At 67.5% G+C, this 16,710-nt stretch carries 15 protein-coding genes and 1 riboswitch; of the genes, 10 read left to right on the plus strand and 5 right to left on the minus strand.

The genetic code is table 11. From position 1 onward, the window contains the following. The coding region (locus tag IOC69_RS13695; protein WP_366935518.1) for a DUF2794 domain-containing protein at positions 1 to 363 on the minus strand (363 nt) is incomplete at its 3' end. Positions 364 to 634: 271 nt separating this feature from the next. On the opposite strand from IOC69_RS13695, the gene htpG reads away from it, so the two are divergent. Then, the gene (gene htpG, locus IOC69_RS11795) at positions 635 to 2,509 is read left to right on the plus strand and encodes a molecular chaperone HtpG (RefSeq protein ID WP_290543753.1); all 1,875 of its coding nucleotides are present in this window, start codon (positions 635 to 637) and stop codon (positions 2,507 to 2,509) included. A gap of 173 nt (positions 2,510 to 2,682) precedes the next feature. Here htpG and efp read toward each other — a convergent pair whose 3' ends face one another. Beyond that, positions 2,683 to 3,255 carry an elongation factor P gene (efp, locus tag IOC69_RS11800; protein WP_290543754.1) on the minus strand — a complete coding sequence of 191 codons (573 nt, stop codon included), beginning with the start codon at positions 3,253 to 3,255 and terminating at the stop codon, positions 2,683 to 2,685. Positions 3,256 to 3,348: 93 nt separating this feature from the next. Here efp and epmA point away from each other — a divergent pair, with 93 nt between their 5' ends. Next, positions 3,349 to 4,380 carry an EF-P lysine aminoacylase EpmA gene (epmA, locus tag IOC69_RS11805; protein WP_290543755.1) on the plus strand — a complete coding sequence of 344 codons (1,032 nt, stop codon included), beginning with the start codon at positions 3,349 to 3,351 and terminating at the stop codon, positions 4,378 to 4,380. 14 nt (positions 4,381 to 4,394) lie between these two features. Here epmA and IOC69_RS11810 read toward each other — a convergent pair whose 3' ends face one another. Then, positions 4,395 to 5,447 carry a MaoC family dehydratase gene (locus IOC69_RS11810; RefSeq protein ID WP_290543756.1) on the minus strand — a complete coding sequence of 351 codons (1,053 nt, stop codon included), beginning with the start codon at positions 5,445 to 5,447 and terminating at the stop codon, positions 4,395 to 4,397. Positions 5,448 to 5,654: 207 nt separating this feature from the next. Here IOC69_RS11810 and IOC69_RS11815 point away from each other — a divergent pair, with 207 nt between their 5' ends. From IOC69_RS11815 to IOC69_RS11830, 4 genes are read left to right on the plus strand one after another with little or no spacing between them, the layout of a single operon-like run. After that, on the plus strand, positions 5,655 to 6,827 hold the full coding sequence (locus IOC69_RS11815; RefSeq protein ID WP_290543757.1) for an FAD-binding oxidoreductase: 1,173 nt from the start codon (positions 5,655 to 5,657) through the stop codon (positions 6,825 to 6,827). Next, positions 6,827 to 7,594, plus strand: coding sequence for a PfkB family carbohydrate kinase (locus IOC69_RS11820; protein ID WP_290543758.1), 768 nt, complete (start codon positions 6,827 to 6,829; stop codon positions 7,592 to 7,594). Before IOC69_RS11815 ends, IOC69_RS11820 begins: the two co-directional genes overlap by 1 nt. Continuing rightward, positions 7,591 to 8,292 carry a DUF429 domain-containing protein gene (locus IOC69_RS11825; RefSeq protein ID WP_290543759.1) on the plus strand — a complete coding sequence of 234 codons (702 nt, stop codon included), beginning with the start codon at positions 7,591 to 7,593 and terminating at the stop codon, positions 8,290 to 8,292. The genes IOC69_RS11820 and IOC69_RS11825 overlap by 4 nt, the downstream gene beginning before the upstream one ends. 34 nt (positions 8,293 to 8,326) lie before the next feature. Continuing rightward, positions 8,327 to 9,286 carry a threonine/serine dehydratase gene (locus IOC69_RS11830; protein WP_290543760.1) on the plus strand — a complete coding sequence of 320 codons (960 nt, stop codon included), beginning with the start codon at positions 8,327 to 8,329 and terminating at the stop codon, positions 9,284 to 9,286. Positions 9,287 to 9,373: 87 nt separating this feature from the next. Here IOC69_RS11830 and IOC69_RS11835 read toward each other — a convergent pair whose 3' ends face one another. Then, the gene (locus IOC69_RS11835; RefSeq protein ID WP_290543761.1) at positions 9,374 to 10,591 is read right to left on the minus strand and encodes a class I SAM-dependent RNA methyltransferase; all 1,218 of its coding nucleotides are present in this window, start codon (positions 10,589 to 10,591) and stop codon (positions 9,374 to 9,376) included. Continuing rightward, complete coding sequence (locus IOC69_RS11840; RefSeq protein WP_290543762.1) at positions 10,584 to 11,225, minus strand: thiamine diphosphokinase; 642 nt, start codon at positions 11,223 to 11,225, stop codon at positions 10,584 to 10,586. The genes IOC69_RS11835 and IOC69_RS11840 overlap by 8 nt, the downstream gene beginning before the upstream one ends. A gap of 57 nt (positions 11,226 to 11,282) precedes the next feature. Next, a riboswitch (TPP riboswitch) is annotated at positions 11,283 to 11,391 on the plus strand. Between the two features lie 43 nt (positions 11,392 to 11,434). Here IOC69_RS11840 and thiB point away from each other — a divergent pair. The 4 genes from thiB to IOC69_RS11860 are packed head-to-tail and all read left to right on the plus strand — an operon-like array spanning position 11,435 to position 16,540. Further along, positions 11,435 to 12,430: a thiamine ABC transporter substrate binding subunit gene (gene thiB, locus IOC69_RS11845; RefSeq protein ID WP_290543763.1), complete on the plus strand. Its 996-nt coding sequence runs from the start codon at positions 11,435 to 11,437 to the stop codon at positions 12,428 to 12,430. 10 nt (positions 12,431 to 12,440) lie between these two features. Beyond that, the gene (locus IOC69_RS11850) at positions 12,441 to 13,970 is read left to right on the plus strand and encodes an ABC transporter permease subunit (RefSeq protein ID WP_290543764.1); all 1,530 of its coding nucleotides are present in this window, start codon (positions 12,441 to 12,443) and stop codon (positions 13,968 to 13,970) included. After that, positions 13,967 to 14,683 (plus strand): thiamine ABC transporter ATP-binding protein, encoded by a 717-nt coding sequence (gene thiQ / locus IOC69_RS11855; RefSeq protein ID WP_290543765.1) that lies wholly within the window; start codon positions 13,967 to 13,969, stop codon positions 14,681 to 14,683. The genes IOC69_RS11850 and thiQ overlap by 4 nt, the downstream gene beginning before the upstream one ends. An 18-nt stretch (positions 14,684 to 14,701) precedes the next feature. Further along, positions 14,702 to 16,540, plus strand: coding sequence for an ATP-binding cassette domain-containing protein (locus tag IOC69_RS11860; RefSeq protein WP_290543766.1), 1,839 nt, complete (start codon positions 14,702 to 14,704; stop codon positions 16,538 to 16,540). Positions 16,541 to 16,710 lie beyond the last annotated feature (170 nt).

A 16,710-nucleotide genomic window follows, 5' to 3' on the forward strand; every position in this document is an offset into this window, starting at 1 on the left:
GCAGGCGCGGCGGAAGACCGAAAACACCGCCTTCTCCCGCCCGAAGTCCATGGCGTAGTCGCGCCATTCGCCCTCGGCCACCCGGGCGCCGTAGAAGCCCAGGATGGTCTGCAGTTCCCTGCGGTCAAAGGCGACGCGCTCGGGCGGTTTCTGCGGGTTTTGCTGGCGCGGTGGCGCCTGTCCGGCCGGGGCATTCGCTCCCCAGGGCCGGAGCGGAATGATGTCGTCCGTCTTGTCCAACTGGGTGATCCCGCTGCTCGTGACAGGCTGATGACGACCGGGAGGATGAACCCGTTCCGCCGCCTTGGCAAGCGTTGAGCAGAAATCATGTTTTGGCCGCATTGCGGGCAAGCTGCCGCCCATGTCGGGGACCATAAATCCATCGTTGCCTCTAGCGGCCCGGCTGGTGTTGAGCTTCGGAAACTCAGCCCCCCCCAGCCCCCCGGATCTCGCAAAGCCAGCCGGGCCACCCCAAGTTTCAGGTGTGTTCGAGGCGTAATCTCGAGAGAGTCCAGAAGGCCGGAGCACCCCCCGCTTCGGCCTTTTGTCTTTTGTTTTGGCCCTCTTGACCAGCGGGCAGCGGCATCCGATATCCACCGGCATCAATCAGACACAGGCTCTTGAAGAGGCTGACATGGCCAGTGACACCGCGACCGGCAGCGCCACCGCGACTTCCCATCAGTTCCAGGCGGAGGTGGCGAAGCTCCTCCATCTCATGGTGCATTCGGTCTATTCCGACCGGGACGTGTTCCTGCGCGAACTGATTTCGAATGCCGCCGACGCGCTGGACAAGCTGCGCTACGAGGCGATTGCCCAGCCGGAGCTGCTGGAGGGCCAGCCCGGCCTCACCATCACCATCACGCCGGACAAGGAGGGAAGGACCCTCACCATCGCCGACTCCGGAATCGGCATGAGCGGGCAGGAGCTGATCGACAATCTCGGCACCATCGCCAAGTCCGGCACCCAGGCCTTCGTCGAGCAGGTGAAGGCGAAGCAGGGCGACGTGCCCCTCATCGGCCAGTTCGGCATCGGCTTCTATTCGGCCTTCATCGTCGCCGGGACGGTGGACGTCATCTCGCGCCGCGCGGGCTCGGAGGAGGCCTACCGGTGGTCGTCCGGCGGCGCGGGCAGCTTCACCGTCACGCCGGCCGAAAGCGCGCCGCGCGGCGCCTCCATCATCCTGCACCTGCGCGACGATGCGCTGGAGTTCCTCGAGGACTGGAAGATCGAGAGCGTGGTGCGCACCTATTCGGACCACATCGCGCACCCCATCATGCTGGCGGTGGGCAACGGGACGGCGAAGCAGATCAACTCCGCCAGCGCCATCTGGACACGGCCGAAATCCGACATCACGCCGGAGCAGCACAAGGAATTTTTCGGCCACATCTCCGGCAGCTATTCCGATCCGGCGCTGACGCTGCATTACCGCGCGGAGGGCCGCAACGAGTATACCGTGCTGCTCTATGTGCCGGGCGAGCGCCCCTTCGACCTTTATGATCCGGAGCGCCGCGGCCGCCAGAAGCTTTATGTGAAGCGCGTCTACATCGCCGATGACGTGGAGCTGCTGCCCGCCTACCTGCGCTTCGTGCGCGGCGTCATCGATTCGGAGGACATGCCGCTCAACATCTCGCGCGAGATGCTGCAGAACAATCCGCAGGTGGCGGCGATCCGCAAGGCCGTGACCGGCAAGGTGCTCTCGGAGCTGAGGAAGCTCAGCGAGACGGATGATGCGGCCTACGCCAGGCTGTGGGAGATCTACGGCCCGGTGCTCAAGGAAGGACTCTATGAGGATATGGAGCGCCGCGACCAGCTCCATGAGCTTGTCCGCTTCAGATCGACCAGGAGCGACTGGGTGAGCCTCAAGGATTACATCGCTGGCCTCCAGGAGAACCAGACGGCAATTTACTATCTCACCGCCGAGGACATCACCAGGGCCAAGGCCTCGCCGCAGCTCGAGGGCTACAAGGCGCGCGGCGTGGAGGTGCTGCTGCTCACCGATCCGGTCGACAGTTTCTGGGTGCGCACCGCGCTGGGCTATGACGGCAAGCCCTTCAAGCCGGTGACGCAGGGCTCCGCCGATCTCGATCTCATCAAGCTGAAGGACGGGGCGAAAGCGGATGCGGCGGATGATGCGGCCACCGCCGTGCTCAACGCCGCGCTGAAACAGGCGCTGGGCGACAAGGTGAAGGACGTTCGTGCATCGACGCGCCTTACGACAAGCGCCGTCTGCATCGTCAACGACAGCATGATGGACCGCACGCTGGAGAAGCTGCTGTCGCGCCAGAAGGACTCCGGCATCTCGGTGTCGGCCCCGGTCCTTGAGGTGAACCCCGGCCACCCGCTGATCAAGGCGCTGGCCGCGCTGGTGAAGGCCAGGGGTGCGGGCGCGGTGGAGGATGCCGCGCAACTGCTGCTCGACCAGGCCTTCATCATCGAAGGCGAGCAGGTGCCGGACCCCACAGGCTTCGCGAAGCGCCTGACGGATGTGATGACGAAGGCGCTTGGGTGATATGACTTGATGCCGTCACCCCGGCGCCCTTCATTCCACTCACCTTGCCCCGGCTTGACCGGGGCATCCTTTTTCGCGGCCACCAAAAAGGATCGCCCGGTCAAGCCGGGCGAAGGTGAGATGTTGGTGGTGGTGTCAAACGAGAATGCCCGGGTCAAGCCCGGCCACAAGCCTCAGTCCTTCGCGCGCTCCACATAGGCGCCGTCTTCCGTCTGCACCACGATGCGGGTGCCCGAGACGATGTGCGGCGGCACCATGGTGCGCACGCCGTTGGAGAGGACCGCGGGCTTGAAGGAGGAAGACGCCGTCTGGTTCTTGATGGCGGGCTCGGTCTCGACGATCTCCAGCGTCACGCGCTGCGGCAGTTCGATGGAAATGGGCGCCCCGTTGAACAGGGCGATCTGGCACTCCATGCCTTCCTGCAGGAAGGGGGCCTGCCCGCCCAGCATGTCGCCCGAGACCTGGATCTGCTCGTAGTTTTCGGGGTTCATGAAGATGTAACTGTCACCGTCCTGGTAGAGGTAGGAATGCGTGATGGTCTCGACGAAGGCGCGCTCGAGGGGGTCGGTCGTCTTGTAGCGCACCACCGTCTTCACGCCGTCCGAGATGCGGCGCATGTCGATGGTCGTGGTCGGCGTGCCCTTGCCGGGGTGCATGGATTCGGCCTTCAGCACGACATAGAGCTTGCCGTCCTCATGCTCGATGACATTGCCCTTGCGGACACCGCTTGCGATTACCTTGACCACGTTGTTTCCCGTTTCTCTCGAATTGCCGGAATTGGTTGCGGGGGGTATTAGCAGCGGCCATTCCGGAAGCCAACCCCCCAGGAGGCCAGGCCCTTGGCCACCCCGTCCCGCTGGTTCGACCCTTCCCGCCATGCCGACCGCCGCCCCTTCCTCATGGCCCGGAACCGCATCGTGGCGGCGATGCGCCAGTGGTTCGCCGAACGCGATTTCGTGGAGGTGGATTGCGCGGCACTTGCCGTTTCGCCCGGAAACGAGGCCCATCTCCATGCCTTCGCCACCGGGCTGATCCGGCCCGATGGCTCGAGCGAGCCGCGCTATCTCCACACCTCGCCCGAATTTGCCTGCAAGAAGCTGCTGGCGGCAGGGGAAACCCGCATCTTCAACCTCGGCCATGTCTGGCGGAACCGGGAGCGCACGCCGACCCATTCGCCGGAGTTCACCATGCTGGAATGGTACCGGGTGCGGGAGGATTACGAGGTTATCATCGCCGACACGATTGCCCTCGTCCGCCTTGCCGCCGAGGTGGCGGGGACCGCGCGCTTCCACTGGCGGGGCCGCGAGGCCGATCCCTTCGCCGGGCCTGAGTGGCTGACGGTGAACGACGCCTTCAAGACCCACGCCGGGGTGGACCTGCTGGCCACGCTGCGGGCTGACGGAACGGCGGATGCGCAAGCGCTGGCCGCCGTCTCGCCCGTGGCCTTCGGCAAGGACGAGAGCTGGTCCGACATCTTCAGCCGCATCCTGTCGGAGATGGTGGAGCCGCAGCTGGGCAATGGCCGCATCACGGTGCTCCATGAATATCCAGCCGTCGAGGCCGCACTGGCCCGCACCGCGGCCCACGACCGCCGCGTCGCGGAGCGTTTCGAGCTTTATGCCTGCGGGGTGGAACTCGCCAACGGCTTCGGGGAGCTCACCGACCCCGGCGAACAGCGCCGCCGCTTCATGGCCGAGATGGATGTCAAGGAACAGGTCTATGGCGAGCGCTATCCGATCGACGAGGAGCTGCTGGAAGCGCTGGCGATGATGCCGCCCGCCTCGGGCGTGGCGCTGGGGCTCGACCGGCTGGTGATGCTGGCCTCGGGCGCCACGCGCATCGACCAGGTGCTGTGGACGCCGGTGGAGTGACGGACGCAAAAAGACTACCGCACCATCAGCGCCCAGTAATCGAGCTCGAGGATCACGCCGGGCTTGTCGGGTGCGCCGTCCTCCAGGGGGAACTCCGTACACGGAAGATCGCGCGTCGCCCGCGTCACGATGCGCAGCGCGCCGACATCGCCGCGCCCCGGCAGCTCCGCCGTCTCGACGATCTCCGACCAGGCGAAGACCGTGCCGCCCGCGAAGAGCGGGGCCACGTGGCGGCCGCCGTTGATGGCGGCGATGTGGAAGGCGTTGGCCAGTCCGTTGAAGCTCAGGGCGCGGGCGAGCGAGATGACGTGGCCGCCATAGATGAGCCTGCGGCCGAAGCGGCCCTGCGCTTCCGAATGCCGGTTGAAATGCACCCTGGCGGTGTTCTGGTAAAGGCGCGTGGCGAGCATGTGCTCGGCCTCCTCCACCGTCATGCCGTCGACGTGATCGATCTTCTCGCCCGCCGCATAATCCTTGAAGCGGTGGGAGGAACCGGCGAGGCCGTTATCCCACTTGCCGGTGTCGATCGCCGGGCAGGCGCGGCCGAGTTCGGCGAGGTCGACGCGCTTCGGCAGCGTGGGCGCCACGGCTTCTGGCGCAGGGGCCGCCTCATCGCGCTTGCGCACCATCACCCAGCGCACATAGGAGAGAACCTCTTCGCCCCGCTGGTTCGTTCCCACCGAGCGCACATAGACGGCGCCGGTCTTGCCGCTGGAATTCTCCCTGAGGCCGATCACCTCGGAGACGGCCGACAGCGTGTCGCCGGGATAGACGGCCTTCAGGAAGCGGCAATCGGCATAGCCGAGGTTCGCCACCGCATTGAGCGAGACATCCGGCACGGTCTTGCCGAACACCACATGGAAGGTGAGCAGGTCATCGACCGGAGCCTGCGGGTATCCCACCGCCCTGGCGAAGGCATCGGAGGACTGCACGGCGAAGCGCGGGCCGTAAAGCGCGGTATAGAGCGCCACGTCGCCAGCCGTCACCGTGCGCGGCGTGGCGTGGCGGATGGTCTGGCCCAGGCGGAAGTCCTCGAAACAGTTTCCGGGGTTGGTCTTGACGCTCACGAATTCGCCTCCGCAATGGCCGTCATGCGCCGGGCCTGCAGAGAGCGCCGGGTCTGACTCCGCACATCTGGTCTTTTCCGTCCCCTGCCGCGCCGCAGGCTAAAGCATGATCCGGAAAAGTGGAACCGGTTTTGCGACAAGATCATGCTCAGGCCGCATGACGTCCGCCCTTGTGGGAGCCTGCCGCTTTGGGCAATGTCCGCCGCCATGAAAACTTATGACGTCGTGATCGTGGGCGGCGGCGTGGTGGGCAGCGCCAGCGCCCATTACCTGCGGAAAAATGGCCACACGGGCGCCATCGCCCTGATCGAGAAGGACACCAGCTGGGCATTCGGCTGCACCGCCCGCTCGGCCGGCGGCCTGCGCCAGCAGTTCTCAACGCCGGAAAACATTCATCTTTCGAAGTTCGGCGTGACATTGGTCAAGAACCTGAAACAGGAGTTCGGGCCGGATGCCGACATCGGCTTCCGGGAACAGGGCTATCTGATCTGCTCGACGCCCGGGGGCCTGCCCATTCTTGAGGAGAATCACGCCGTCCAGACCGCCAATGGCGCGGACAATGTGCTGCTGCGCGGCGATGCGCTGGCCCAGCGCTTTCCCTGGCTGGTGACGGAGGGGATTGCAGCCGCCTGCTTCGGCCTGTCGGGCGAGGGCTGGGTCGACCCCTATATGTTCGCCGCGCTGTTCCGGAAGTCGGCCATCGCCAGGGGCGTGGAGCTGATTCAGGGAGAGGTGACGGGTGTGACGCGCGAGGACCACCGCATCACAGGCGTGAGGCTGGCATCGGGGGAGGCGGTCTCCTGCGGCGCCCTGGTCAATGCGGCGGGCACGGGTGCGGGCAAGCTCGCGGGCCTTGCGGGCATCGACCTGCCGGTCGGCCCGCGCAAGCGCTATGTCTATGTGCTCGATTGCCCGGCTGCGACGGACGCGCTGCGCAAGGCGCCGCTCACCGTCATTCCCGGCGGCGTCTATTTCCGCCCCGAAGGCCGCAACTTCATCGCCGGCCTCTCGCCGGAAGAACATCAGGAGCCGGACACCTTCGACTGGGAGGTGGATTACAACTGGTTCGAGGAAATGATCTGGCCGGCACTCGCCGGCCGCGTGCCGCTGTTCGAGGCGGTCAAGGTCATCGGCGCCTGGGCGGGGCATTACGATTACAATGCGCTGGACCAGAATGCGGTGATCGGCCCGCACCCGGAGATAAGGAATTTTTTCTTTGCCAATGGCTTCTCCGGCCATGGGCTGCAGCAGGGGCCTGCCGCGGGCAACGCGATTTCGGAGCTGATCATCGATGGCCGCTACAAGACCATCGATCTTGCGCGTTTCGGCTTCGAGCGCATCCGCGGCAACCAGCCGCTGTTCGAGAGGAACGTGATCTGATGAAGGTGCTGAGCATCTCCAGCCAGGTCGTCTGGGGCCCCGTCGGCAATTCCGCCGCCGTTCCGGCCCTGCAGGCGAAGGGGCACGAGGTGCTGGCGCTGCCCACCGTCATGCTGTCGAACCACCCGGGCCATGGCGCGCCCGCGGGCTTGCGCGTGCAGGCGGAGGACATGGCGCGCATGTTCGCGGCTCTCGAGGCCCTGGGCGCGCTGTCCGGACTCGACGCCCTGCTCACCGGCTATTTTGCAAGCGTGGGGCAGGTTGAAGAGGTGGCGCGCCTGCTCGACCGCATCCCCGTTCCCTTCCTGCTGGCCGATCCGGTGATGGGCGATCATGGCAGGCTCTACGTCCCGCGGGATGTGGCGGAGGCGATCCGCCGCCATCTGCTGCCGCGCGCCAACTGCCTCACGCCCAATGCCTTCGAACTCGCATGGCTCTCTGGCAATGAGGTGACGGACGAGGCGAGCGCCATCGCCGCCGCGCGTTCTCTGTCGTTGCCGGAAGTGCTCGCCACCTCCGTTCCCGCGCATGACGGCCTCGCCACCTTGCTGGTGACACCCGACGGGGTGCACCGCATCACCGCGCCGAAGCTCGTGAAGGTGCCGAACGGCACGGGTGACTTCCTCAGCGGACTTTATCTTGCCGCGCGCCTCGAACAGGCGCCGCGGCAGGCTTTCGCGTCAGCGATGCGGACACTGGCCCGCGCCATCGCGCTCAGTTCCGGCACAACGGTGCTGAACGTGGCGGGCGCGCTGCACGGATCATGACACCCGTCATCGGCGTCGATGGCTGCCCCGGCGGCTGGATCGCCGTGCGCTGGGCGGAGGCCGTCTCGCATCATCTCTGCCGCGGCTTTGCCGAGGTGCTGGCGATGGATGCGGCGGTGATCGCGGTGGACATGCCGATCGGCTTTCCGCAGGGCTCCGGCCGTGCGGCCGAGCGCGAGGCGCGGGCGAGGCTCGGTGATCGGCAGTCGAGCGTCTTCTCCGTGCCCTCGCGCGCTGCCGTGATGTGCGCCGACTATCGGGAGGCCTGTGCCGCCAACCTCGCGGCCTCCGATCCGCCGAAAAAAGTGTCGAAGCAGATCTTCCACATCTTCCCCAAGATGCGCGAGATCGACGCGCTGATCACGCCGGCCTTGCAGTCAGGCCTCGCCGAGGTTCATCCGGAGCTCGCCTTCTGGGCGATGAACGGTGAGGCTCCCCTGCCGCTGCCCAAGAAGCTGAAGGGCCAGCCGCACGCGCCCGGCCTCGATCTGCGCAAGAGGCTGCTCGCCAGGGCGGGGTTCCCGATCATCGATCTTCCGCCCTCCGCCTATCGCCGCGCCGATGTGGGTGCGGATGACCTGATCGACGCCTGCGCCTGCGCCTGGAGCGCCAGGCGGATTCTCGAAGGCCGGGCCGTCACCTTTCCCGCCGATCCGCCGCTGGATGCGAGGGGCTTGCGCATGGCGATCTCGGCGTGACAAAGAAACGCTCAACCGAGGACAACAACCGCCGATGACCGCCCACACCGCGTCCCGCCCGACGATCACGCGTGACGCCATTACCCGCGCAGCCGCCCGCATTGCGGGCCATGTGCGGCGCACGCCGGTCATCGACGTGAGGGTTGACGGCGTGGCGCTTCCCGTCACGCTGAAGCTCGAACTCCTCCAGCATGCGGGAAGCTTCAAGTCCCGCGGCGCCTTCAACACGCTCTTGCAGGCGAGCGTGGGGCCGGGCGGGGTGGCCACCGCCTCGGGCGGCAATCATGGGGCGGCGGTTGCCTATGCCGCGCGCCAGCTCGGCCACCGCGCGCGCATCTTCGTGCCGGAGATCTCCTCGCCCGCCAAGGTCGCGCGCATCGCTTCCTACGGGGCGGAGGTCGTGCAGCAGGGCGAGAACTACAATGCGGCACTGGCCCTCTGCGATGCCTATCTCGCGGTCAGCGGGGCGGCGGGCGTCCACGCCTATGACGCGGTCCCCACCCTCGAAGGCCAGGGCACGCTGGCGCGTGAACTCGAGGAACAGGCCCCCGGCATCGATACGCTGCTCGTGGCCGTGGGTGGCGGCGGGCTGATTGGCGGCATCGCGGCCTGGTACCAGTCGCGGGTCAAGGTGGTGGGTGTCGAGCCCGTCACCTGCAACACGCTGCACGCAGCCCTTGCGGCGGGAGAGCGCGTGCCGGTGAAGGCCTCGGGCCTCGCCACGGATTCGCTTGGCGCCACCACGGTCGGAAAGCTGATGTTCGACATCGCCCGCGACCACGTCAGCAGTGTGGCGCTGGTCACGGATGACGACATCCGCAACGCCCAGCGCCATCTCTGGCGCGAGACGCAGCTTGTCACCGAACCCGGCGGGGCCGCCGCCTTCGCCGCCCTCCTGTCGGGCGCCTACAAGCCGGAGAAGGACGAGCGCGTCGGCGTCGTCATCTGCGGCGCCAACACGCCGATGGACGTGTTCGGCCAGCTGATCGGATGAGCCCCGGCAAGGCGCAAGGCATGCAAGGCGCGAGGCATGGAAGTGCGCCGGGCCAAATTGACCACGCTGCTGCGCCGCCGCGGCAGATCAGCGCGTGAACCGGGCCACGACCTCGACGTGGGATGAGTATTTGAACTGGTCCACCGCCGTCACCTGCTTCAGCGAAAAGCCTCCGCCGATGAGAATCTCCGCATCGCGCGCGAAGGTGACGGGATCGCAGGAGACGGCCACCGCCGTCTTCACCTTGCTCCGCGCCAGCTGCCGCGCCTGCGCCTCTGCCCCCGCGCGCGGCGGGTCGAAGACGACCGCATCCAATCCCTCCATCTCGCCCGGCGCCAAAGGCTCGCGGAACAGGTCGCGCACGGCGGCCGTCATCGGCTTGAGGCCGGAGGTGGCCTTTATCGCGGCGTTGAGCGCCGCGATGGCCGGCCTGTCATTGTCATAGGCCGCGACACGGGCGCGCTCGGCAATGCGGAACGCAAAGGGGCCGATGCCGCAGAACAGGTCAGCGGCATTCCTCGCCTTGCCGAGCGCATCGACGACAAGCCGCGCCAGCGTCTCCTCGCCTTGTGCTGTCGCCTGCAGGAAGCCGCCGGGCGGAAGAGCGACGGTGGCCTTGCCGAGTTGAACCCGCGGCGCCGCCGCCGAGGCGATCACCTCGCCATTGACCGAGAGCCGCGCGAGTTTCAGCGCGTTGACGAAGCTTGCGAGACTGCCGTGCTCGCGCGCCAGAACGTCACGCCCGGCCTTCACGCTCACGTCGGGGCCGGCGCGCGTTGCCGTCACGCCGACGTCGCAATCGCCAAGCGTCGCGCCCAGCGCGCGGGCGATGTCGAAAGCCCGCTCCAGCGCGGGTTCGAGGACCGGGCAGTGGCCGATGTCAAGCAGCGTGTGGCTGCGCGCCGCCATGTAGCCCGCCGTCACCACGCCGTTGCGCTTGCGCACATGCAGCGCCACGCGGCGCCGCCCCGCGCCATGGGCATCGATGCAGTCAGCAACGGCGGCTTCAAAGCTACGCGCCTTCAGCGCCCCGCTGACGAGCGAGGCCTTCCAGCTGCGATAGGGCTGCTCACGCCAGTGCTGCAGCTGGCAGCCGCCGCAACGGCCGTAATGGCGGCAGAAGGGCGCCACGCGGTCGGGCGATGCGGTGACGACGGCGGTCAGCGACAGCCGCTCGCCCGCGCCTTCCGCCGTCACCTCTTCATCGGGCAGCGTGTAAGGCACAAACACCGTGCGTCCCCCGGTGCGCGCCACGCCCTCTCCGCGCCGTCCGACACCTTCGATCGCCAGCGCCACGTCAGCCATCGATGTGCTGCGGCGGATAAGCGATGGCCACGCCATGGCCCTCGACAAGTCGGATCGCCACAGGCCCCAGCGCGACGTTGGAGAGCGTAAGGGTCGATCCCACCGGCACGTCGCGCTTGCTCAGCGGCCATTTCACGCCCTCGAGATCGAGGCCGAGAAGATCCGTGAACGGAATGATGCTGAGGCGCGTCTCCGGCGGCAGGTCCACGACCATGCGGCCGCCGATCAGCGGCCAGGCCTCCTCCGTGCCGCTGGTCAGCATGCAGGCGACGCCCCGCCGCGCGATGGCGACGCTCTGGCCGAGGAGGCCTGCCGTGTGGTCCGTCTGGCCGCCCAGGCCGCCGAGCAGCATGATCTGGCTGGCGCCGCGGCGGATCGCCTCTTCCACCGCGATGGCGCCGTCGGTCGCGTCCTTCTCCGCGGGAAAGGTCTCGCGCGGCACGTCGCGGTACTGCATGGTGAGTTCGGAGCCTGCGGAATCGAAATCCCCCACCCAGAGTTCCGGCACCACGCCCAGCGTTGACGCATGCATCATGCCGCTGTCGGCGGCAATCACGCGGGCCCCCCTGATCTGGCCCTTCAGCCGCGGCGTCGCCGTCAGGTCGCCGCCCAGCAAGATTGCAAATCGTGTCATGCGCCGCTTGTAGCAAAAGCCGCTTGCCAGCGCACGCGGGAAGCCTTAGTTCTGATTTCGCTCTCAACGGGGTGCCGCGCCCAAGCGGCTGAGACGGGGCTTATGCCCCAAACCCGCTGAACCTGATCCGGATCATGCCGGCGGAGGGATTGCGAGCGGGCGTTCTCACCCAATGCCCAATCCTCCATCCAACGGCCAATGGAGGTATTATGAAGAAGACACTCACAGCTCTGTTCGCGCTCCTCACGCTCACCGCCCCCGCGATGGCGAAGGACACGCTCACCGTCTACACCTATGACAGTTTCGTCGCCGAATGGGGCCCCGGCCCCAAGGTGAAGGAAGCCTTCGAGAAGACCTGCGACTGCACCGTCGAATGGGTCGCCCCCGGCGACGGCGTGGCACTCCTCAACCGCCTGAAGCTCGAAGGCAAGAACACCAAGGCCGACGTGGTGCTGGGCCTCGACACCAACCTGACGGCTGAGGCCGCCAAGACCGGCCTCTTCGGCAAGCACGGCATGGACGTGAAGGAGGCGAAGACACCCCTTCCGTGGACGGATGAATATTTCATGCCCTTCGACTACGGCTATTTCGCCGTGGTCTATGACAGTGAGACCATGAAGGACCCGCCGAAGTCGCTGGACGAACTGGTCAACGGCGACCCCAGGCAGAAGATCGTGCTGCAGGACCCGCGCTCCTCCACCCCGGGTCTCGGCTTCCTTCTCTGGATGAAGCAGGTCTATGGCGGCAGGGCGGCCGAGGCCTGGAGGAAGCTCGAGCCGCGCATCCTCACCGTGGCGCCCGGCTGGTCCGAGGCCTATGCGCTGTTCACCAAGGGCGAGGCGCCGATGGTGCTGTCCTACACCACCTCGCCCGCCTATCACATGATCGCCGAGAACACCGACCGCTACAAGGCGGCCTCCTTCGCCGAGGGCCACTACCTGCAGGTCGAGGTCGGCGGCATCATCGAGGGCAGCAAGCACAAGGAGCTGGCGCAGAAGTTCCTCGCCTTCATGATGCAGCCGGGCTTCCAGGACCAGATCCCCACCAACAACTGGATGTTCCCGGCGGGCGCCACCTCGGCGCCATTGCCGCCGGCCTTCGACCGGCTGGTGAAGCCCGCAAAGACGCTGCTCTATTCGCCCGACGAGGTGGACCAGAACCGCCGCGCCTGGATCGACGAGTGGCTGAACGCCACGGCGAAGTAACGCGCGCGGGGTGATCGCCTACCGACCATCGCGGGCGCCGGGTTATGCGGCGCTCGCCCTTCTGGCCCTCGCACTCGCGGCGGGCTTCCTGCCGGTGCTGCGCATGGGGCTGGAGCAGGGCTTCTCCGGCCTCGATCCTTATGTGTTCCGTGTGCTGCGCTTCACGCTCCTTCAGGCGGGGCTGTCCACCGTTCTCTCGCTCGCCCTCGGCCTGCCGCTGGCCCGGGCCCTCGCGCGGCAATCCTCTTTCCCCGGGCGGGCGCTGCTGCTCAGGCTCCTCAATCTGCCGCTGGCGCTGCCGGCCATCGTGGTCGTCATCGGCATCATCGAAGTCTATGGCGCCGGGGGCTGGCTCGGCGGGGTGTTCGACATTTACGGCCTGCAAGGCATCCTGCTGGCGCATGTGTTCTTCAACGCGCCGCTCGCCGCGCGGCTGATCCTTGCTGATCTCGAGCGCATCCCGGCGGAGAGCTGGAAGCTCGCCGCGCAGCTGGGCCTCCAGCCCACCGCCATCTGGCGGCTCGTCGAATGGCCCGCGGTGAGGAGCGGCGTCGCGGGCGCCGCACTTCTCATCTTCCTGCTCTGCGCGTCGAGCTTTGCCGTGGTGCTCACGCTTGGCGGCGGCCCGCGCGCCACCACGCTGGAGGTGGCGATCTACCAGTCGCTGCGCGCCGACTTCGACCCGCAGCGCGCTTCCATGCTGGCTTTGGTGCAGCTCGCCCTGTGCGCGACGCTGGCCCTGACCGCCCAGGCCTGGGGCGGCCTCGCCGTCGGCTGGCCCATGCTGCGGCTGCAGCCCAGGCGCCATGATGGCCGTTCGGCAAGCGCCCGCCTGTTCGATGGCGGGGTGGTGGTGCTCGCCCTTCTGTTGCTCGTGCCGCCGCTGATGGCGCTCGTCGCGGCGGGGCTCCTCCACATCCGTCCCTCGGCCCTCCTTGCGCGCGCGCTTGCGACGAGCCTCGGCCTCGGCGCCGCGAGCGCCGCGCTGGCCTTCGCCGTGGTCTGGCCGCTCGCCGTGCTGGCTGTGCGCAGTGATGCGTGGCGGAAGGCCGCCGCCATTGCGGTGCTCGCCTCGTGGATCGTTCCGCCGGCGGCGCTCGCCACCGGCTGGTTCGTCAGCCTCATCGCCCATGCCGGCATGACGGGGCTTGCGGCTTTCCTCGTGATCGCCATGAATGCGCTGATGTCGCTGCCCTTCGCCGCCCGCGTGCTGACGCCCGCCCTCGCGCAGTCCGCGGAGGCGCATGACCGGCTGTGCATGAGCCTCGGCCTCTCCGGCTGGAGCCGTTTCCGGCTGGTGGAGCTGCCCGTGATGAAGCGCGCCATCGGCCTCTCCCTTGTCATGGCGCTCATCCTGTCCCTGGGCGACCTCACCGCCATCTCGCTCTTCGGCACGCAGGACTTCGTGACGCTTCCCGCCCTCATCCACCGCCAGATGGGCAGCTACCGCTTTGACGAGGCCATCGGCACGGCGCTGGTGCTGGGCGCGCTCGTGCTCGCCTTCTCCTCGCTCGCGGAACGCTGGAGCGGCCAGCGATGATCCGTCTCGATGACGTAACATTCCGCCACGAAGACATGCGGATGCGCTTCGATGCGGAGTTCCCCGCCGCCTCCCTCACCGCGGTGATCGGCCCCTCGGGCGGCGGCAAGTCGACGCTCCTCAACCTCATCGCCGGCTTCGAGATGCCGGAGAGTGGCCGTGTGCTCATCGGCGGGCGGGACGTCACGGCGCTGCCGCCGGACCAGCGCCCGGTCAGCATGATCTTCCAGGACAACAACGTCTTCGCCCATCTCGACCTGTGGCAGAACGTGGCGCTGGGCATTTCGCCCTCGCTGAAGCCCGATGCGGAGCAGAGGTCGCGCGTCGATGCCGCGCTGACCGAAGTCGGCCTCGGCGCGCTGATGCACAGGAAGCCCGGCGAGGTTTCCGGTGGCGAGCGCCAGCGCGTCGCGGTGGCCCGCGCCCTGGTGCGCGACAGGCCGGCGCTGCTGCTGGACGAGCCCTTCGCAGCACTCGGCCCCGCCATGCGCAAGGACATGCTGGAGCTGGTGAAGACCATGCAGCGGTCGCGGAAACTCACCGTGGTGATGGTCACGCACCAGCCGGAAGACGCACTTACCGCCGCCACGCACACGGCCTATCTCGAAAGCGGTCGCGTCCTCGCGCTGCGCCCCACGGCGGAGCTCTTCGCGGCTCGGGACCTGCCCGGGCTCCGCGCCTATCTGGGAGACTGGAGAAGCTCCGGGCTTTAGGCTACAGCCTTGGGCCTGATGAGCAGGATTCTCCTTCACCTCCGCGGCATCGGCCTCACCTTTGGCGGACGTCCCATCCTCGGGAATGCCGAGCTCGCGGTGGCCGAGGGCGAGCGCGTGGCGCTTGTCGGGCGCAACGGCTCGGGCAAGTCGACGCTGTTGAAGATCGCCGCCGGCATGGTCGAGGCCGACATGGTCGAGGCCGACATGGTCGAGGCCGACAAGGGCGAGCGCTGGGTGCAGCCCGGCGTCACGATCCGCTATTTGCCGCAGGAGCCTGACCTCTCTGCCCATGCGACCGTTCTGGACTATGTCGCGGCGGGGCTTGGCCCGGCCGATGATCCGCACCGCTGCACCTATCTGCTGCGCGAACTGGGCCTCACCGGCGATGAAAATCCGCAGCGCCTGTCGGGCGGCGAAATCCGCCGGGCCGCCATCGCCCGCACGCTGGCGCCGCAGCCGGACGTGCTGCTGCTCGACGAGCCGACGAACCACCTGGACCTATCCGCCATCGAATGGCTGGAAGCGGAGCTCAAGTCGCTGCGCTCAGCCTTCGTGCTGATCAGCCATGACCGGCGCTTCCTGCAATCGCTCACCAACCGCACGGTCTGGCTCGACCGCGGCGCCTCGCGACGCCTCGACCGCGGCTTCGCCGATTTCGAAACCTGGCGCGACGAGGTGCTGGCGAAGGAAGAGGCCGAGCAGGCGCTGCTCGCCAGGCGCATCGAGGCGGAGGAGCACTGGATGCGCTATGGCGTCACCGCGCGAAGGAAGCGCAACATGCGCCGCGTCGGCCTGCTGGCGTCGCTCCGCAAGGAGCGCAGGGAACATGTGGGCCAGCAGGGTGCGGTGCGCATGGCCGCCACCTCGGGCGACATGTCCGGCAAGCTGGTGGCGCAAGCCAAGGCCGTGTCGAAGACCTTCGGCGAAAGGCCGATCGTCGCGGACCTCGATCTCCTCGTCATGCGCGGCGACAGGCTGGGCATCGCCGGCCCCAATGGCGCGGGCAAGACGACGCTCATCAAGCTGCTGACCGGCGCGCTGGACCCCGACAGCGGCACGATCCGCCTCGGCGCCAATCTTCAGACCGTGACGCTGGACCAGAGCCGCCAGAGCCTTGATCCCGGTGCGACTCTGGCGGACGTCATCACCGATGGCCGCGGCAATTCGGTCACGGTCAATGGCGAGACCAGGCATGTGGTCAGCTACATGAAGGACTTCCTCTTCCCGCCGGACAAGGCGCGCACACCCGTGCGTGTCCTTTCGGGCGGCGAGCGCGGCCGGCTGATCCTGGCGCGCGAACTCGCCAAGCCCTCGAACCTCCTGATCCTCGACGAGCCCACCAATGACCTCGACCTCGAAACGCTCGACATGCTGCAGGAGATGCTGGCGGACTATGCCGGCACCATTCTTCTGGTGAGCCACGACCGCGACTTCCTCGACCGCGTGGCCACCTCGGTGCTGATGGCCGAGGGCGATGGCAGGTGGACCGAATATGCCGGCGGCTATTCGGACATGGTGGCCCAGCGCGGGGCCGGCGTGGAAGCAGGCAAGTTCAAGGCGGAGGCCGCCAGGCCATCATCCTCATCCGCGCCGAAGACCGAGGCCCCGCAGGCGCGGCGCAAGCTCTCCTTCAAGGAGAAACACGCGCTGGAAACATTGCCCGCGACGATGAAGAAGCTGGAGAACGAGATCGGCACACTCGAAGCGAAGCTCGCCGATGCGGCGCTGTTCGCACGCGACGCGAAGGCCTTCGATCAGGCCGCGTCACGCCTCACGGCGGCGCGCGGGGATTTGGCCAGGGCGGAAGAGCAGTGGCTCGAACTCGAAATGAAACGCGAGATGCTGGAGGGGTGACGCCTTCGCCGTGCCCGCCCAACCTTCACCTTGCCCGGGCCAGACCCGGGCATCCTTTTCCCGGCCGCCAAAAAGGATACGCGGGTCAAGCCCGCGCAAGGTGAATTGGGAGACGTGAGGTGGATGGAAGGCGCCGAGGCCGCGCGCGAGGCCGCGGCCAGTGGCGGCGC

The sequence above is a fragment of the Aestuariivirga sp. genome, assembly GCF_020252405.1.
Taxonomy (GTDB): Bacteria; Pseudomonadota; Alphaproteobacteria; order Rhizobiales; family Aestuariivirgaceae; genus Aestuariivirga.